This window comes from Alcanivorax sp. HI0083 (genome assembly GCF_001635175.1).
Window position 1 is genome coordinate 1 of sequence record NZ_LWFX01001774.1, and the last position, 1,416, is coordinate 1,416.

Here is a 1,416-nt window from a genome sequence, read left to right on the forward strand (position 1 = left end):
CAATCAGAGGCCATGCGTTACCATGGCCTGGACACCGCCCTGGCCGACACGGATACCGAAGTGCGCCTGTTCGGTAAACCGGATATCAACGGCAGTCGGCGCCTGGGCGTTGCACTGGCCAAAGCCGACAGCATTGACGCGGCACGCAACAAGGCAAACACCGCCAGCGCCGCACTCAACGTCGACCTGTAACCCTTAAAGGAATCGCACATGCAGAATCAGGATACGCANAGCAAGGTGATCGGTTACTTACTCTGGATCTTCGGGTTCATGGGCGCCCACCGTTTTTACTATGGCCGCCAACTCACCGGCACACTCTGGTTTTTTACTCTCGGGCTGTTCTTCATCGGCTGGATCATCGACCTGTTTCTGATCCCCGGCATGGACGACGCGGCAGATACACGCTACGAAGCCGGTAGCGTCGATTACAATATCGGCTGGATTCTGCTCACCTTTCTCGGCATTTTCGGCATTCACCGCTTCTACATGGGCAAGGTCATCACCGGCATTATCTACCTGCTGACTGCCGGCCTGTTCGGGCTGGGGATTCTCTATGATTTCTGGACACTGAACGGCCAGATCGCTGAGAAAAACCGTCTGGTCTAACGCCTGCCGGACGCCTGATGCTGGAAGCCCGATGCCTGACGAAGAAAAGCACTGACGAAACTGTCTTGTCTTTTAGTGTCCTGCATCGGGCATTATGCATCCAGCGTATGAATCAGTTCTTCATGGCGTACTTGCCCGCCCCCAGAAAGACCAGCGCGGCAGCGGTGAACAGATAGAACGCCTGCAACTCGATTGCCCAGCCGCCAGTGTTGCTCAGGCTGAACAACTCCCCCATATGCGCCAGAACCAGCGCGACCAGCATATTGCCAACAATCAGCGCGGCACCAATACGGGTCTGATAACCGATAATCACCATCACCGGCGCAATCACCTCGCCAATGAACACCCCGTAGGCCAGGAACCCCGGCAGGTGGTGCTCCGCCAGCACACCGGCAATCCAGCCAACCCCGGCATGCAGCTTGTGCACGCCATGCAGCAGCAGCATCAAACCCAACGACAGGCGTAAAATCAACTTCCCGATATCCGGATTATTCAGCATGGTCAGGCTCCAGCAATTGCGGTTTTGGAAGCAACCATTCTTCACTGTCTTTCTGAAAAAGAAAAGGCCGCCCAGAGGGCGGCCAAGCCGTTACCAAAGTACAATTTTTCAGGTCTGCGCTAGGTGGGTGTCCCCGTTACGCGGTAAATATGGCTATCGTTCATACTGCTGAACAGGGCGTCCTTTATCTTGCGCACAGCATACACCCGCTGCGCCTCGATACTGGCATCCTGCACGCTCTCGGCGATCAGTGCGGCAGCCACCGTACTGTTACCGTTCACGCCATTGATCTGGACCTGAAGGTTCTGTTC

3 protein-coding genes and 1 pseudogene are annotated in these 1,416 nt (G+C 55.9%); 2 read left to right on the top strand and 2 right to left on the bottom strand.

From position 1 onward, the window contains the following. Both purT and A3754_RS25680 read left to right on the top strand, forming a co-directional pair. A pseudogene (purT, locus tag A3754_RS25675) lies at positions 1-192 on the top strand (phosphoribosylglycinamide formyltransferase 2); the annotation flags it as partial. Positions 193-210: 18 nt separating this feature from the next. Continuing rightward, positions 211-606 carry a TM2 domain-containing protein gene (locus A3754_RS25680; protein WP_063521716.1) on the top strand — a complete coding sequence of 132 codons (396 nt, stop codon included), beginning with the start codon at positions 211-213 and terminating at the stop codon, positions 604-606. 112 nt (positions 607-718) lie between these two features. Here A3754_RS25680 and A3754_RS25685 read toward each other — a convergent pair whose 3' ends face one another. Both A3754_RS25685 and A3754_RS28350 read right to left on the bottom strand, forming a co-directional pair. Beyond that, positions 719-1,105: a DoxX family protein gene (locus tag A3754_RS25685; protein WP_063521717.1), complete on the bottom strand. Its 387-nt coding sequence runs from the start codon at positions 1,103-1,105 to the stop codon at positions 719-721. A gap of 119 nt (positions 1,106-1,224) precedes the next feature. Next, positions 1,225-1,416 (bottom strand): hypothetical protein (locus tag A3754_RS28350; protein WP_197468880.1); only part of this gene is annotated, 192 nt, incomplete at its 5' end.

What these genes read in the sequence shown, in the direction of transcription:
- A3754_RS25685 (WP_063521717.1), bottom strand. Translation starts at nt 1,105, where the DNA reads ATGCTGAATAATCCGGATATCGGGAAGTTGATTTTACGCCTGTCGTTG.